The organism is Microbispora sp. NPDC004025, from assembly GCF_053604425.1.
The window spans coordinates 827,346-840,146 of sequence record NZ_JBSGHN010000001.1; the positions used below are offsets into that span (position 1 = coordinate 827,346).

A 12,801-nucleotide genomic window follows, 5' to 3' on the forward strand; every position below is an offset into this window, starting at 1 on the left:
CAGCGCCGAGCCGGGAAGACTTGACTGGTGATCACGCAGCATCCGCCCGCGGCCCCGCCGCCCGGGCACGCCGTACGCCGCCGCGCAGTGCCCACGCACGGGGGTGGTCATGTCTGAGAGCGCGCCGCCGCTGCCCGTCACCTGGCGGCCCCGCGTCACGACGATCATCGCGTACGGCCTGGCGGCGGTGATGGTGATCGGTTCGATCCTGATGGCGGTCGGCCTGCCGGAGCAGTTCAAGATCCCCGACCGGCTGGGCATGGTCGCCTTCGGCGTCGCGGTGGCGTGCGTGCTGCACCTGCTCGGCCGCCTCCGGGTGCGGGCGGACGAGAAGGGCATCACGGTGGTGAACGCGCTGCGGGTCCACCGCTTCGAGTGGGCCGAGGTGCTCGACGTCACGATGGCGGAGGGCGACCCCTGGCCCAGACTGGACCTCGCCGACGGCAACAGCCTGGGCGCGATGGGCATCCAGAGCACCGAGCGGGAACGCTCGCGGCGGGCGGTGGCCCAGCTCACCGCCCTCATCCGCGAACGCGGCGAGGCCCCCGACCGGCTTTAGGCGTTCCGGCAAGTCCCCCGCTCCTCCTAATGGTCGCTTGGATCGGAAATATCGGTGGTTCCGAAAATAAACGCCATGGCTCGCGTGGTGCTCGCCTCCTAGACTGTCGCCGTGTGGGGTCTAGGCGGGAATTCGCGGAATGAGCAACGAGCCTGACGCGGGCCATACAGCGAGATCCGCCCTTCCATGGGGTAAATCGCTGCAGGCCAGACGGCTGGCCTGTGATCTCAGCACCAAAGAGCTGGCCAAGCGGGCCAATTGCGATCCGGCGTTCGTCGTCTGGTTGGAAATGCTCCCGGTCCGGCCGTCGGCCGGCCTGGCGGAGCGGGTGGAGACAGTGCTGGATCTGCATCTCGATTCGGCGCCGAGGATCCGGCCCGAACCCGCCGCCAAGGGGCGGATGAGCAGGAGGGCCTTCACCGGATCGCTGGGCACGATGATCTATTACGCGGCGAGCCGCGGCGACTTCGCCGGCGCGGCCCTGGGTCCGCGGCTCAGCCGGGAGATGGTCGACGACTTGGACGCGGCCCGGCTGGCCTTCGTGGCGCGCGAGCGCGCCTTCGGCCCGGCCGAGTTGATCGCCTCGACCGCCGGTTACCTGTCGCTGATACGGCGACTGCTGCGGGAGAGCGCGCACGGCTCTCTCGGCCGTGAGCTGCTCAGGACCGGCGCCCAGTGGGCCGACTTCGCCGGCTGGCTCCACCAGAGCGCCGGCAACCCGGCCGCCGCGGCGGGCTTGGAGGATCTCGCCGTGACGTGGGCGCGAGCCGGCGGCAACGGTCAGCTGGAGGCGTACTTCCTCTGCCGTCGTTCCCAGATAGCCGTGGACGCGGACGACCGGCCGTTCGCTCTGTCGCTGGCGCGGACGACAAGGCAGGACGGCCTTCCTCCGACGATGGAGGCGTTCCTGTTGCAGCAGCGGGCCCACGCCTACAGCGGCATGGGAGTGCGGAAGATCGGCCTGCGGCTTCTCGACGAGGCCGACGACCTGATCGACGACCCGCGTGCGGACGACCACTTCGGCGGGAAGAACCTGATCAAGGCGGATTACGTGACGCACGCCTATCTCGCCGTGCAGCGAGGGAAGGTTCTGACCGACACCGGATTTCCTCGAGCCGCCATAGACGTGCTGGAGGCGGGCATGCGGAAGTGGCCGCAGGATTTCTATCACGAGGGAAGCCTGGTCTCCGCTCGCCTGGCGGTCGCCCATGCCGCTGTCGGCGATATGGAGGAATCCGCCCGTGCGGCTCTGCGGGCCGTGCGCATCGCGAGGGAAACCGGAGCCGGCCGGGCGATGGGAGAGCTCGCCGCCGTCATTCCGGTCCTGCGCGCTCATCGCCGGAAATCACGCTCGATCGAGGACTTCTTTCATTATCTGAACAGCCACGCGTTCACCACCTGACGCGATGCGAGGGCTCGCCGCGAACGGTGGCGTCACTCCTCGTGCGCGATCGACGAGACGTCTCATGCGGGTTGCCGATGTCGGAATTCTGGTTGGGGTTGGTCGGTGCGATCATCGGCGGGGCCTTCAGCACGGCCGGTTCGCTGTTGCAGGCGCGTGCCACCTACGGCGCGGTCATGCGGCAGGTCGTCGCCCAGCACGAGCTCGAGCGCCGGCTCAGGAGGGAGGACGAGATCCGGAGCGCGGCGACCGCCCTGCTGCACGGACTGTCGAGCATGTCCGCGCGGGCCCTCTCCCTCGCCGAGCAGCGGGCGTCGGGGCAGGGGCATGCCGCCGGGGCGGCGGGCGATCTCCCGCACGACCTCGCGAGCAGCGCGCGGGAGACCCGGTCGCTCGTGCTCGTGTACGAGGATCTGCTGGACGACGAGGCGGTCGATCGCGTGCTCGAAGCGTGCGCTGTCACGGCCGACCTGCCCTTCCAGCCCGAGTCGGCTCTCGGCGCGGCGCTGGAGAGGATCGATCTGGCGATGCGCACGCTGAAGGCCGTGAAGCGCGGAAAGCCTGTTCCGCCGGTATAGGGAGTGTCTGACGAATGCCGCCCGTCGCGAGCGGGCGCCCCTGGCCAGGATGAGTGGGCGGCGGCGACGCCGGCCGCTCCACCCATCCTCGGGCAGCCGCCGGTGCTCGAAGAGCACCGACGGGCCGTCAGGCGCTCAGCCGTACGGGCGCGGGCGCGTCGAGCAGGCCGCGCCGGCGCAGCTCGGGCAGCACGCCCTCGCCGAACCAGAAGGCCTCCTCCAGGTGCGGGTAGCCCGACAGGACGAACTCCTCGACGCCGAGCGAGGCGTACTCCTCGACGAGGTCGGCGACCTCCGCGTGGCTGCCGACGAGCGCGGTGCCGGCGCCGCCGCGCACCAGGCCGACCCCGGCCCAGAGGCCGGGATGGATCTCCAGGTCCCGGACCCTGGCGCCGCGAGAGCCTCCCCGGTAGCCCTCGTGGAGCGCGAGCATCCGCTGCTGCCCGACCGACTCGCTGCGGGACAGGACGGCCCGCGCCGACGCGATGTCCTCGGGGGAGATCTGGTCGAGCAGCCGCTTCGCCTCCGCCCACGCCTCCTTGGACGTGTCCCTCGTGATCACGTGCAGGCGTATGCCGAAGCGCAGCGCGCGGCCCTCGGCGGCGGCGAGCTCGCGCATCCAGTCGAGCTTGGCCGCGACCTGGGACGGCGGCTCGCCCCAGGTGAGGTAGACGTCGACGTGCCGGGCCGCCACCGGGCCCGCGGCGGCCGAGGAACCCCCGAAGTACAGCTCGGGCACCGGGTCGGGGCGCTCGGCGACCGTCGCCCCCTCGACCTCGTAGTAGTTCCCCCTGAAGTCGAACGGGCCGTCCCACGCGCCGCGGACGATCGACAGGAACTCATCCGTCCGCGCGTACCGCTCGTCCTTGCCGAGGTGGTCGCCGAACCGCCGCTGCTCGGCCGCCTCCCCGCCGGTCACCACGTTCAGCAGCAGCCGGCCGCCGGAGATCCGCTGGTAGGTGGCGGCCATCTGCGCCGCGAGCGTCGGGGACAGCGCCCCGGGCCGGAACGCGACCAGGAACTTCAGCCGGGTCGTCACCTGGGTCAGCGCGGCGGTGACCAGCCAGGCGTCCTCGCAGTAGGTGCCCGTGGGGGTGAGCACGGCCTCGAACCCGGCCTGTTCGGCCGCGCGGGCCACCTGCGCGAGGTAGTCGATGGTGGGCGGCCGGGACGCGGAGGCCGCCGCCTGCCCGTGCCGGCGCGCCAGGCCGTGCCCGCCGCCGGTGATCGCCCTGCCGTCGCCCGAGGTGGGCAGGAACCAGTGGAATCTCATCGCTGCACCTTTCCGACGACGTCGTTGAAGCGGTCGTCCACGAACTGGGAGAACGTGACGGTGCCCGGGATGAGGCCCTCGGCGGTGAACGCGTCGGCGATCTCCTGCTCGGAGGACACGACCGAGTCGTCGATCACGACGGGGGTGGCCACGGCGTTGGCGGCGGCCGCGTCCGCCACCTCGACCGGCAGCCCGGTCTCCTGCGCCCACACCTTCGCCCACTCGTCCAGGTGGGTCGCGGCCCAGATCCGCGCCTTGGCCAGCCGGGTGAGGAAGTCGCCGACGGCGGCGCGCTTGCCCGCGTCGCCGAGCGCGGCGGGAGCGGCGACCTGGAAGCCCAGGCCGTTGACGACGCCCTGACCGTCGACCAGTTGCCGGGCCTGGTGCTCGATCCTGGCCTGGGAGGCGAAGGGATCCCAGATGGCCCAGGCGTCGACGGTGCCGGACGAGAAGGCCGCAAGGGCGTCGGCGGGCTGCAGATACTGCGGCTGGATGTCCCCGAAGGACAGGCCGTCCTTCTTCAGGACCGCCAGCAGGTGGTAGTGGGCCGAGCTGCCCTTCGCCACCGCGATCTTCTTGCCCTTCAGCTGGGCCGTCGAGGTGATCGCGGATCCGGTGGGGACGAGGATCGCCGATCCCTTGGCGCTCTGCCGGTACGCCGCCACGATTTTGATCTTCGAGCCGGAGGCGGCCGCGAAGACGGGCGGGGTGTTGCCCACGCCGCCGATGTCGACGGCCCCGGCGTTGACCGCCTCCAGCAGCGGCGGGCCGGAGGTGAACTGCGACCACGTGATCGCGTACGAGGTGCCGCTGAGCAGCCCCGCGGCCTTGAGGAGGGCCTGCGATCCGGCCTTCTGGTCGCCGACCCGCAGCGTGACGCGGCCGGAGGCCTGTCCGTCCTGCCCGCCGGACGCGGCCTGGCCCGTCGAGGCGCAGGCCGTGCCCGCCGTCAGGACGAGCAGCAGCGCGGCGAGGAGTCTCCTGGTCATGCCGGTCCTTCCGGGGTGACGCCGAGCGCGGTCAGCAGCGCCGCGCGCAAAGTGAGCAGGTCGGGATGGTCGCGGTGCCGGGGGCGCGGGGCGGCGACGGTCCACTCGTGCGCCACGCGCCCGCCGTCGAGGACCAGGATCCGGTCGGCCAGCAGCAGCGCCTCGTCCACGTCGTGGGTCACCAGCAGCACGGCCGGGCCGTGCGCGGCCCACAGGTCCAGCACCAGGCGGTGCACGGTGATCCGGGTCAGCGCGTCGAGCGCGCTGAACGGCTCGTCGAGCAGCAGCAGCCCCGGCTCGCGGACGAGGGCGCGGGCCAGGCTCGCCCGCTGCGCCTCGCCGCCGGACAGCGTCAGCGGCCATGCCTCCGCCCGCTCGCTCAGACCCACCTCGGCGAGCGCCGCCTCCGCCCTGCTGACCGGGTCGGGTGCGGTCAGGCCGAGCGTGAGGTTGTCGCGCACCCGCTTCCACGGCACCAGCCGGGGCTCCTGGAAGGCCACGGCCACCGAGCCGTCCACCTCCAGGCCGCCCTCGACCTCATCGTCCAGGCCGGCGAGCGCGCGCAGCAGCGTGGACTTGCCCGACCCGCTGCGGCCGAGGAGCGCGACGAACTCGCCGCGCCCGATCGTCAGGTCGAGGCCGTCGAGCACCGTGCGGTCGCCGAAGCGGCGGGTGAGCGCGCGTACGGTGGCCTGCGCCGTGGCCTGCGCTGTGGCCTGCGCTGTGGCCTGGGCGCCCACCGGGACATTCACCGGGACAGGAACTCGCGCCGCCATACCAGTGCCCTCCTCTCCAGGAGCCGGACCAGGGCGTCGGTGAGCAGGCCGAGCGCGCTGTAGACCAGCAGGCCGACCACGATCACGTCGGTGCGCAGGAACTCCCGCGCGTCGTTGATCATGTAGCCGAGCCCGGCGTCGGCGTTGACCTGCTCGGCCACGATCAGCGCCAGCCAGGCCACGCCGAGGCTCTGCCGCAGCCCGACGAGCGTCTGGGGGAGCGCGCCGGGCAGCACGATGTGCCGTACGAGCGCGGCCCTGCCGAGCTTGAGCGTCCGGGCGACCTCGGCGAGTTTGCCGTCCACGCCCCGGATGCCGGCGAACGTGTTGAGGTAGAGCGGGAAGGAGACGGCGAGCGCCACCAGCAGCACCTTGGGCGTCTCCCCGATCCCGAACCAGAGGATGAACAGCGGGATCAGCCCGAAGAACGGCAGTGCCCGGAGCATCTGCATGATCGGGTCGACGGCGCTCTCGCCGGCCCGGCTCAGGCCGGCGACCAGCGCGAGGCCGACACCGGCGACCGCTCCGGCGGCGAAGCCGAGCAGCACCCGTTCGAGGGACACCGCGATCGCCGTGGGCAGCGTCCCGGTGCGCACGAGGTCGAGCGCGGTCGCGGCGATCTGCGACGGGGCGGCGAGCAGCCGGGCGGGCAGCAGCCCGGACGCGCTGGCGGCCTGCCACAGCAGTACGACGACGAGAGGGCTGACCCACCTGTGCCACCCCCTCCGCGGGCCGCGGGCCGTGGCGGAGCGGGGGCGCGGCCGGGGACGAGCCCGGACCGCACCCCCGAACTCGCCCTCGAGTTCGGCGACGGACATGAGACACCTCTCAGACGACGAAGGAAGATTCGTCACCAGAGTTGCCTACATTCCCTACCAAGTCAATAGGTTATGTCTCCGGGGTCCGGGCGGCGCGAGCGGCACGGGCGCCCAGGACGCGCAGATACGCCCGCAGCTCCGGCGGCTCGTGCACCTCGAACTCGCAGCCGAGCATGAGCAGGCGCGACGCGAGCCACTCCAGAGTGTCGGCCGGTCCGCGCAGGCGGCAGCTGTGGTCGTCGATCGGTTCGACGTCCCCCGCGGCGGCACCGAGCCGGCCCGTCACCTGACCGGCCGGAAGGCGCACGGTCGCCACCACCTCGTAGACGGGCGCGGACGAGTACAGCTTGGCGGCGACGAACTCGGCCGGGTCCTGTTCCGGCGGCACCCGGGCCGGGACCCGTACGCCGGTCGGGTGCGGGTCGCCGATCCGGTCGGCGCGGAAGACCCGCCAGTCGTCGCGGTCGTTGTCGTATGCCAGCAGATACCACCGGCGTCCGGCCGTGACCAGGCGGTACGGCTCGGTCAGGCGCCTGGTCTCGGTGCCGTCGCCGGACCGGTAGGCGAAGCGCAGGCGTTCGCGGTTGGCGGCGGCCCCGGCGAGCACCACCAGGGTCCGCGGGTCAACGGGCGGCTCGGCTCCGGCGAGCATCGGCACGGTCGCGGCGGCGAGCGCGCCCACCCGGTGCCGCAGCCGGGACGGCAGCACCTGCTCCAGCTTGGCGAGGGCTCGCACGGACGCCTCCTCGATGCCGTCCACCGGATGCGCGGCGGCCGTGCGCAGGCCGACGGCGATGGCCACCGCCTCCTCGTCGTCCAGCAGCAGCGGCGGCATGGCGGCGCCCGCGGCGAGCCGGTAACCGCCCACCGCGCCCATCGTGGCCTGAACCGGATATCCCAGCTCGCGCAGGCGGTCGACGTCGCGGCGGATGGTCCGGGGGCTGACCTCCAGACGCTCGGCCAGCTCGCTCCCCGGCCACTCGCGGGGAGTCTGCAGCAGCGACAGCAGAGCGAGCAACCGTGCGGACGTATCACTCATATATCAAGCATGCCGGTCATCTAGGACGTGTCCTGACCTACATGGCCTCTAGCGTCGATTCCGTCATCGTGACGCGACAGGAGAGACATGAACCCCGAGATCCGCCCGTTTCGAATCGAGATCGCCGCGGCCGACCTGGACGACCTGAACGACCGGCTGGACCGCGCCCGGTGGCCCCGTGAGCTGCCCGGCGAGGGATGGAGCCGGGGCGTCCCCGGCGCCTTCCTCCGGGAGCTCGCCCGCTACTGGCGCCAGGAGTACGACTGGCGCGGGCACGAGGCGCGGCTGAACGAGTTTCCGCAGTTCATGACCGAGATCGACGGTCAGGACATCCACTTCCTGCACGTACGCTCGGCCGAGCCCGGCGCCCTGCCGCTCGTCCTCACGCACGGCTGGCCGAACTCGTTCCTGGAGTTCGCCGAGCTCGTCGGCCGCCTCACCGACCCGCGCGCGCACGGCGGCGACCCCGCCGGGGCGTTCCACGTCGTGGTGCCCTCCCTGCCGGGCTTCGGCTTCTCCGCGCCGCCACGCGGCGCCGGCTGGACCGCGGCGCGCGTGGCGCGGCTGTGGGCCGAGCTGATGCGCCGTCTCGGCTACGACCGGTACGGCGCGCAGGGCGGGGACTTCGGGGCCTACGTCGCCCCGGAGGTGGCCAAGGCGGCGGCGGGCAACGTGGCCGGCGTCTACATCGTCAGCGGTCTCGGCTTCCCCGCCGAGAAGGACCTCCCGGAGATGACCGAGGACGAGCGGGCCGCCTATGCCCGGCTGATGGAACAGGACTGGATGAACGGCGTCGACCATCACGGGCTGCTGCGCGCGGCGCCGCAGACCTTCGCGTACGGCTGGCACGACTCACCGCTCGCGGCGCTGGCCTGGATGACCCAGAAGTTCCACGAGTTCAACGCCTCGGGCAGACCGCTGGAGCAGGTGATCGACCGGGATCTGTTCCTGACCAACGTGAGCCTGTACTGGTTCACCGGGACGTTCGGGACGTCGGCGTGGCCGTACTACGAGAGCACCGGCTTCGGCTGGCCGGAGGGCCAGACGGTCGCGCCGACCGGCGTGTACAGCGGCCCGCCCGGCATCCGCCGGCTCGCCGAACGCCACAACACCATCCTCCACTGGCCCGAGGACAACCCGGGCGGCCACCACTTCATCGCGATGGACCAGCCGGATCGCCTCGCCGCCGACATTCGCGCGTTCTTCGCCAAGGTGGGCTGACCGGGGCGGCCCGGCCGCGTCCTGTGGCGGAGGTCAGCTCGCGCCCGGGATGGTGACCTTCTGCTCCTTGAACCCGTAGCCGGTCTTCGAGGCGTCGCGCTGCAGGCCCGCCATCGAGCTCTTGCCGGCGTCGACGTCGGCCTCCGTGGCGGTGCCGTCGTGCAGCTTGCCGGTCAGCGCGGAGAACTGGTCGCTCACGCCCTGGACGGCCTTGCACAACGCCGGATTCGCCGCGGCGAAGCCCTTGGCGACTTTCAGCTGGTGCAGGGCGAAGGCGCCGGCGATCGCGGCCTTGGCGATCGTGCGCTTGCGTTTTTCCGCTCCGGCCTTGAAGCCGCCGCTGCGCAGTGGTTTGTAGATGTAGCGGTGGAAGGCGCCGAGGGCGAGACCCGCGTGCAGCGCGAACCGGGTCTTGGCGAACCGCTTGGCGTTGCCGCCGGTCGGGCACGGAGAGTTGTACTCGGTCTCGCCCGCGGTCGGCGTCACGAGCGCCGCGGGGGCGGCCATGGCGGCGTGCTCGGGCGCCGGGGCGGTGGTGCCGCCGCAGCCGGCGAGCAGCGCCATCGTCAGCACGGCGGCCGCCGCGATTGCGGTAACGGATCGGACAGTTCGTGCGCTCATCGTTCCCCCCTGTGGACGCTGTGGACACTGGACGCTGTGGACACTGACGCCATGACACTGGACGCCGTGGTCGCGGCGAGTGCGCGTCCCGGGCGACGGTTGCCGCCCCGCTGCCGACTATGCGGGCTTTTGCTGGGTTGAGGCGTTTTCATGCCATGGTCGGACGGATATTTGGCCGCCGCCTCACGGTTCGCGGAGGGCCGTGCCGTCATTCACCTATCCACGGCAATGGCGGGATGGGGATTCACATCGGATTCTCCCGGTGGCGGGAGATGGGCTGGACGCATCCCCGAAGCGATTCGGACAATAAAGGAGAAATCGCTCGATCTGCCGCATCGCGGCCTGATCGGAGAGGAGAAGGGCCATGCGAGGTGGGCGATTCAGCGTGATCATCGGTTCGGCGCTGCTCGGCACGGTCGCGCTCTGGCCGGCGTCGTCGGCGTCGGCGTCCACGGGCGCCGCTGAGGTCGCGGTCGCGCAGGCGGCCTCCGGCAGCTCGTACGCGAAGCCGAAGCCGCCCAAGTGCACCTACCGATGCACGAACCACCGGAAGTACAAATGCTGTCCCAAGTGCACGCGCGTGAAGGGGAAGTGCTGAGGGAGGTCCAGCCATGGCGGCCGGGGGGAACGCCGGGCGTCTCCTCGGCCGGCCGTGGCGCGGGGGCGGGCGGCGACGAGGTCGCGGCCCGCACCCCGGGCTATGCTCGCTCCCGGACAGGGGAGAGGTGCATGGCGGTGCTGATCGACCGGCCGAACTGGCCGGGGCCCCGTGGGTTGCTGTGGTCCCACCTGGTCAGCGACTCCTCGCTGGAGGAGTTGCACGAGTTCGCCCGCCTGCTCGGCGTGCCCGCGCGGGCCTTCGACCGCGACCACTACGACGTGCCGGAGACGGTCTACGACCGGGCCGTGGTCCTCGGGGCCGAGCCTGTCGGCAGTAAGGAACTGGTGCGCCGCCTGCGGGAGGCCGGTCTGCGCCGGCCGAAGACCCGTTCGAGATCTACATCGTAAAGGCGTCCGGCCGGTCATCGAACTCGGAGACGGGCCAGCTCCCCGGCGAGGTTCTCGCGCGCCCGCCGCTCCCACAGGTCGCGGCCCACAGGAGTGCCGAACAGGCGGGGCTTGCCGAGCAGCTCCCGCAGCACCGCGGCCCGTCCGGCGCGGAAGGCGTCGTCCGGCACGTGCCGGTACTCCTCGCGTACGGCCCCCGCGTACGCCTCGTACGCCCCGGGCGGCGCAGCGAGGATCGCCAGGTCGGCGTCGCACAGGACGGCCGCGTTCACGTCGCCGGGCTCGTAGGCGTGCCCCGCCGTCAGCCGCACGAGCCGGGCGACCTCCCGCACACGCTCCGCCGGCAGGCCGCAGGCGGGCAGCCGGGCCTGGGCGAGCTGGGAGCTGCGCTCCTCGTCCCACCCCGGCCGCCCGTCGTAGACGGCGTCGTGGAACCACGCGGCCAGCCGTACGGCGCCGGGGTCCTCCGCTTGGGCGGCGAGCGGCTCGATCGCGGTCAGGACCGCCCGCAGGTGCGCGGTCGTGTGGTAGCGCCGGTGCGGCTCCGCCCAGCGGGCGGCCAGTTCGGCGGCGAGGGCCCGCCCGGCCGGCGAGCGCGTGAGGCAGGCGGGCGGCGCCGGAGTCTGATCGTCGCTCACGCTCCGACCCTAAGCGTCCGGGCACTGGGTGTCCGGGCACTGGGTGTCCGGGGCACGTGCGGGCTTCAGGCCGTGCGGGCCGTGCGCCCCCGGACGAGGCCGGGCACCGCCGTGAGGAGGGCCAGGACGACGACCGCGCAGCCGTACACGGTCGCCGTGGCCCGCAGGCCGAGCGACGGCACCGCGAACCCCGCCGCGACCGCGGGCACGCTGAAGGCGAGGTAGCTGACGACGTAGACGGACGCGAACATCCCGGCCCGCTCGGCGGGGCCCGCCAGCGCCGCGAGCGAGCGGAACGCGCCGAGGAAGGCGCTGCCGAATCCGCACCCCGCGACGACCGTCCCGGCGAAGAACATCGGCGTGGACGCGGCGGCGAGCGCCAGCAGGGTCAGGCCGGTCCCGGCGGCGAGCACCAGCGACCCGCCCGTCATGACCCTCCTCGCCGGCAGAACGTGCACGACCAGCGACGCCACGGCCCCGGCGGCGGTGAGCGCGGTGACGACGAGCCCGCCGACCAGGTGGTCGGGAATGCGCAGGACGCCCGCCGTGAGCGAGCCGCCCAGCGACAGGTAGAGCCCGCCCATCGCCCACGTCGCGACCAGGCAGGGGACGGCCGCCGCGAACGCGCCGCGGGCGGGCCGTGGCACGGCCACCCGCGGGCGCAGGGAGACGAGCGCGTCCCGGCCCCTGCCGGGCCGGGGCGCGACCGGCTCGGGCAGCAGCGTCATCGCGGCCGCGAGCAGCGTGAAGACGGCCGTGAGCAGGACGAATATCGCCGTCGTCGGGGTGGCCGTGTAACGCACGAACAGTCCGGCGCCGAGCGCTCCCGCGGCCAGGCCGCCGGTCGGCGCGACGCCGTTGACCAGCGCGCCCAGCTGACGGACGCGGTGCGATCCCGGCTGCAGGTCCACCAGGCCCGCGCTGATCGCGCCCGTCGCCGCGCCGGTGGCCAGGCCCTGCACCGCCCTGGCCAGCAGCAGCGGCCCGACCCCGTCCGCGGTCAGGAACGCGACCATGGCGCCCGCCTCGGCCAGCAGGGCCGCGACCAGCACGGGCCGCCTGCCGACGTGGTCGGACAGCCCGCCGACGGTGAGCAGCGCGACCAGCAGCGCGAGGGCGTAGACCGCGAAGACGGCGGTCAGCGTGGCCGCCGAGAACCCCCAGCGCTGCTGGTAGATCACGTACAGCGGGGAGGGGACGCTCGCGGCGACCATGAACGCCACCAGGGTCCCGGCGAGCAGCCAGAAGCCGGCGCCGCGGGAGATCCGGCCACGAGCCCTCGTCCCCGCGGCGGCGTCATCGCCCCGTCCGGGTTCCGGACCCGGTGTCCGCGGGTCCTGATCCGCCTCCAGGATGGTCGCCGGCGTCGAGCGGTCCCCCGATGTCGTCATCACGGCACTCCCTTGGTCAATGGTTCCGGCGTGGTCGATGGTTCCAGAATTTTCGAACCGTCACACCGTACGACGAGGTGCCGAATAGTTCAACTATTATCGAACCATGCCTGGAGCCCGGGACCTGCCGCACCCCGACACCGCGACGCTGGTGCTGACCGACGTGCTGTTCGCGCTCAGCGACCCCTCGCGGCTGGCGCTCGTACGGCGGCTCGCGCAGGGGCCGCTGGAGGTGGCGGCGTGCCAGCCCACAGGGGGAGAGGTGCCGAAGTCGACCCTGTCGCACCACCTGAAGACCCTCCGCGAGGCCGGCGTGATCCGCAACGTCCCGGACGGCCGGCAGCGGTACGTGAGCCTGCGCAGGCAGGACCTGGACGAGCGCTTCCCCGGCCTGCTGGACGCCGTGCTGGCCGCGTCCCCGCAGTGAGGACGGGCAGATCTGTGCGATCGTGGCGACACGGGGCCCTGTGCCGCGCCCGGGTTTGGCG

The 12,801-nt window shown here is 72.6% G+C and carries 15 protein-coding genes; 7 read left to right on the forward strand and 8 right to left on the reverse strand.

What is annotated here, in order from left to right:
* Window positions 1-109: 109 nt before the first annotated feature.
* The 3 genes from ACWEQG_RS04055 (at window position 110) to ACWEQG_RS04065 (ending at window position 2,539) form a co-directional block, all read left to right on the forward strand.
* Window positions 110-559: a PH domain-containing protein gene (locus tag ACWEQG_RS04055; protein WP_363470289.1), complete on the forward strand. Its 450-nt coding sequence runs from the start codon at window positions 110-112 to the stop codon at window positions 557-559.
* A gap of 289 nt (window positions 560-848) precedes the next feature.
* The gene (locus tag ACWEQG_RS04060; protein ID WP_452281532.1) at window positions 849-1,961 is read left to right on the forward strand and encodes a hypothetical protein; all 1,113 of its coding nucleotides are present in this window, start codon (window positions 849-851) and stop codon (window positions 1,959-1,961) included.
* 92 nt (window positions 1,962-2,053) lie between these two features.
* Window positions 2,054-2,539 (forward strand): hypothetical protein, encoded by a 486-nt coding sequence (locus ACWEQG_RS04065; protein ID WP_452281534.1) that lies wholly within the window; start codon window positions 2,054-2,056, stop codon window positions 2,537-2,539.
* A 127-nt stretch (window positions 2,540-2,666) separates the two neighbouring features.
* Here the strand turns inward: ACWEQG_RS04065 and ACWEQG_RS04070 are convergent, their stop codons facing one another.
* From ACWEQG_RS04070 to ACWEQG_RS04090, 5 genes are all read right to left on the reverse strand, one after another.
* A complete protein-coding gene (locus tag ACWEQG_RS04070) occupies window positions 2,667-3,812 on the reverse strand; it encodes an LLM class flavin-dependent oxidoreductase (protein ID WP_452281536.1) in 1,146 nt (381 codons plus the stop codon).
* Window positions 3,809-4,801 carry an ABC transporter substrate-binding protein gene (locus ACWEQG_RS04075; protein ID WP_452281537.1) on the reverse strand — a complete coding sequence of 331 codons (993 nt, stop codon included), beginning with the start codon at window positions 4,799-4,801 and terminating at the stop codon, window positions 3,809-3,811. The genes ACWEQG_RS04070 and ACWEQG_RS04075 overlap by 4 nt, the downstream gene beginning before the upstream one ends.
* Window positions 4,798-5,553: an ABC transporter ATP-binding protein gene (locus ACWEQG_RS04080; protein ID WP_452281539.1), complete on the reverse strand. Its 756-nt coding sequence runs from the start codon at window positions 5,551-5,553 to the stop codon at window positions 4,798-4,800. The genes ACWEQG_RS04075 and ACWEQG_RS04080 overlap by 4 nt, the downstream gene beginning before the upstream one ends.
* Window positions 5,550-6,395, reverse strand: a complete 846-nt coding sequence (locus tag ACWEQG_RS04085) for an ABC transporter permease (RefSeq protein ID WP_452281541.1) — start codon at window positions 6,393-6,395, stop codon at window positions 5,550-5,552. Before ACWEQG_RS04085 ends, ACWEQG_RS04080 begins: the two co-directional genes overlap by 4 nt.
* A gap of 70 nt (window positions 6,396-6,465) precedes the next feature.
* The gene (locus ACWEQG_RS04090; RefSeq protein ID WP_452281543.1) at window positions 6,466-7,434 is read right to left on the reverse strand and encodes a helix-turn-helix transcriptional regulator; all 969 of its coding nucleotides are present in this window, start codon (window positions 7,432-7,434) and stop codon (window positions 6,466-6,468) included.
* A gap of 87 nt (window positions 7,435-7,521) precedes the next feature.
* Between ACWEQG_RS04090 and ACWEQG_RS04095 the strand changes: the two genes are divergently transcribed.
* Entirely contained in the window at window positions 7,522-8,655 is a 1,134-nt protein-coding gene (locus ACWEQG_RS04095) for an epoxide hydrolase family protein (RefSeq protein WP_452281545.1), read from the forward strand.
* A 33-nt stretch (window positions 8,656-8,688) separates the two neighbouring features.
* Here the strand turns inward: ACWEQG_RS04095 and ACWEQG_RS04100 are convergent, their stop codons facing one another.
* Window positions 8,689-9,276 carry a hypothetical protein gene (locus ACWEQG_RS04100; RefSeq protein WP_452281547.1) on the reverse strand — a complete coding sequence of 196 codons (588 nt, stop codon included), beginning with the start codon at window positions 9,274-9,276 and terminating at the stop codon, window positions 8,689-8,691.
* Window positions 9,277-9,640: 364 nt separating this feature from the next.
* Between ACWEQG_RS04100 and ACWEQG_RS04105 the strand changes: the two genes are divergently transcribed.
* A complete protein-coding gene (locus ACWEQG_RS04105; protein WP_452281549.1) occupies window positions 9,641-9,874 on the forward strand; it encodes a hypothetical protein in 234 nt (77 codons plus the stop codon).
* 131 nt (window positions 9,875-10,005) lie between these two features.
* Window positions 10,006-10,284 carry a DUF4031 domain-containing protein gene (locus ACWEQG_RS04110; protein ID WP_452281551.1) on the forward strand — a complete coding sequence of 93 codons (279 nt, stop codon included), beginning with the start codon at window positions 10,006-10,008 and terminating at the stop codon, window positions 10,282-10,284.
* 14 nt (window positions 10,285-10,298) lie between these two features.
* Here the strand turns inward: ACWEQG_RS04110 and ACWEQG_RS04115 are convergent, their stop codons facing one another.
* Window positions 10,299-10,922 carry an HD domain-containing protein gene (locus ACWEQG_RS04115; protein ID WP_452281553.1) on the reverse strand — a complete coding sequence of 208 codons (624 nt, stop codon included), beginning with the start codon at window positions 10,920-10,922 and terminating at the stop codon, window positions 10,299-10,301.
* A 65-nt stretch (window positions 10,923-10,987) separates the two neighbouring features.
* Window positions 10,988-12,313 carry an MFS transporter gene (locus ACWEQG_RS04120; protein WP_452281555.1) on the reverse strand — a complete coding sequence of 442 codons (1,326 nt, stop codon included), beginning with the start codon at window positions 12,311-12,313 and terminating at the stop codon, window positions 10,988-10,990.
* Window positions 12,314-12,419: 106 nt separating this feature from the next.
* Between ACWEQG_RS04120 and ACWEQG_RS04125 the strand changes: the two genes are divergently transcribed.
* Entirely contained in the window at window positions 12,420-12,740 is a 321-nt protein-coding gene (locus tag ACWEQG_RS04125) for an ArsR/SmtB family transcription factor (protein ID WP_452281557.1), read from the forward strand.
* Window positions 12,741-12,801 lie beyond the last annotated feature (61 nt).

Excerpts from the sequence above, each read along its gene's own strand:
- ACWEQG_RS04100 (WP_452281547.1), bottom strand. The coding sequence starts at position 9,276 with ATGAGCGCACGAACTGTCCGATCCGTTACCGCAATCGCGGCGGCCGCC.
- ACWEQG_RS04090 (WP_452281543.1), bottom strand. The coding sequence starts at position 7,434 with ATGAGTGATACGTCCGCACGGTTGCTCGCTCTGCTGTCGCTGCTGCAG.
- ACWEQG_RS04105 (WP_452281549.1), top strand. The coding sequence starts at position 9,641 with ATGCGAGGTGGGCGATTCAGCGTGATCATCGGTTCGGCGCTGCTCGGC.
- ACWEQG_RS04055 (WP_363470289.1), top strand. The coding sequence starts at position 110 with ATGTCTGAGAGCGCGCCGCCGCTGCCCGTCACCTGGCGGCCCCGCGTC.
- ACWEQG_RS04095 (WP_452281545.1), top strand. The coding sequence starts at position 7,522 with ATGAACCCCGAGATCCGCCCGTTTCGAATCGAGATCGCCGCGGCCGAC.
- ACWEQG_RS04060 (WP_452281532.1), top strand. The coding sequence starts at position 849 with ATGCTCCCGGTCCGGCCGTCGGCCGGCCTGGCGGAGCGGGTGGAGACA.
- ACWEQG_RS04085 (WP_452281541.1), bottom strand. The coding sequence starts at position 6,395 with ATGTCCGTCGCCGAACTCGAGGGCGAGTTCGGGGGTGCGGTCCGGGCT.
- ACWEQG_RS04120 (WP_452281555.1), bottom strand. The coding sequence starts at position 12,313 with ATGACGACATCGGGGGACCGCTCGACGCCGGCGACCATCCTGGAGGCG.
- ACWEQG_RS04110 (WP_452281551.1), top strand. The coding sequence starts at position 10,006 with ATGGCGGTGCTGATCGACCGGCCGAACTGGCCGGGGCCCCGTGGGTTG.
- ACWEQG_RS04075 (WP_452281537.1), bottom strand. The coding sequence starts at position 4,801 with ATGACCAGGAGACTCCTCGCCGCGCTGCTGCTCGTCCTGACGGCGGGC.
- ACWEQG_RS04070 (WP_452281536.1), bottom strand. The coding sequence starts at position 3,812 with ATGAGATTCCACTGGTTCCTGCCCACCTCGGGCGACGGCAGGGCGATC.
- ACWEQG_RS04125 (WP_452281557.1), top strand. The coding sequence starts at position 12,420 with ATGCCTGGAGCCCGGGACCTGCCGCACCCCGACACCGCGACGCTGGTG.